The 1,116-nt window shown below is 57.1% G+C and carries 2 protein-coding genes; one reads left to right on the top strand and one right to left on the bottom strand.

Annotation, left to right across the window (positions count from 1 at the left end):
• A partial coding sequence (locus tag AC1DH9_RS29615) for a phosphoketolase family protein (RefSeq protein ID WP_477809392.1) occupies nt 1-346 on the bottom strand: 346 nt, incomplete at its 3' end.
• A 388-nt stretch (nt 347-734) separates the two neighbouring features.
• On the opposite strand from AC1DH9_RS29615, the gene AC1DH9_RS29610 reads away from it, so the two are divergent.
• Nucleotides 735-1,116 (top strand): cyclic nucleotide-binding domain-containing protein (locus tag AC1DH9_RS29610; RefSeq protein ID WP_477809391.1); only part of this gene is annotated, 382 nt, incomplete at its 3' end.

Genomic DNA, 1,116 nt, shown 5'->3' with positions numbered 1-1,116 from the left:
GGACCAGGCCGTTACGGTTCTGCTCCACTGAAGGATTGAACTCGGTGTAAGTCCCTTCCAGATAGGTCTGCGCCACGATCGCCGGCCCACCATGCCCGGGGCCGGTGACGAAGATCATGTTCAGGTCGTAGCAGGTGATCAGGCGGTTGAGGTGCACATAGATCAGATTCAGCCCCGGCGTTGTTCCCCAATGCCCCAGTAAACGCGGTTTTACATGTTCCAGCGTCAGGGGCACGCTGATCAGCGGGTTGTCCTTGAGGTAGATCTGCCCCACTGCCAGGTAATTGGACGCTCGCCAATAGGCGTCGAGACCTTCCAGCTGATCGGCACTCAGAAAATCACTCATGAAGCTCTCCGCTCTCGACAAAGAGCAGCGCCGGCCATCGATGACAGGCCCGCGCTGCGAACAGGGCATTTGTCGATTCTGGGAGTCTGGGAGGTTCAAGACTTGATTTACATCAAACGCGCCTCCTCTGGAGAGGAATGCCAGTCAGTTAAGCGCAAACCTGTGGGAGCGAGCCTGCTCGCGATGACGGCATAACATTCAACATCAATGTTGACTGACCCACCGCTATCGCGAGCAGGCTCGCTCCCACATGGATTGCGCCTGATTGACTGGCATTTTCTGCTGGGGCACTGCCCCCGTTCGTCGTACAACCGCCCTCGGTTTACGCATTACGGGTTTGACCCGGCTCTCAGCGCCTATGCTTCATACACCAATAGAGGGACGCATAATGCCGCCGTATGACCTCCGCCCCCTTCACGCGCATTACCTCAAGGCTGCCTGTGCCAACTGCAGCGTGCTGGAGCTGTGCCTGCCGATTGGCCTGACCGACCAGGAAGTAGAGCGACTGGATACCCTGATCATCCAGCGCGTAAAAGTTAAAAAAGGGGCGGCGTTGTATCGCACGGGCGATTCATTGCGCTCGCTTTACGCAGTGCGTATCGGTTCATTCAAGACCACAGTGTTGTCTCTCGACGGTCGCGAGCAAGTTACCGGTTTTCAAATACCCGGCGAGATGCTCGGCCTGGACGCTATCAGTGAAGAGCAGCACACCTGCAATGCTTTCGCTCTTGAGGACAGCGAAGTGTGTCCCATCCATTTCGCCCAGCTGG

Source organism: Pseudomonas sp. 05T35 (assembly GCF_056396605.1).
Note: the sequence above shows the minus strand (reverse complement) of the source record. Positions and strands in the feature narration are given on the sequence as shown.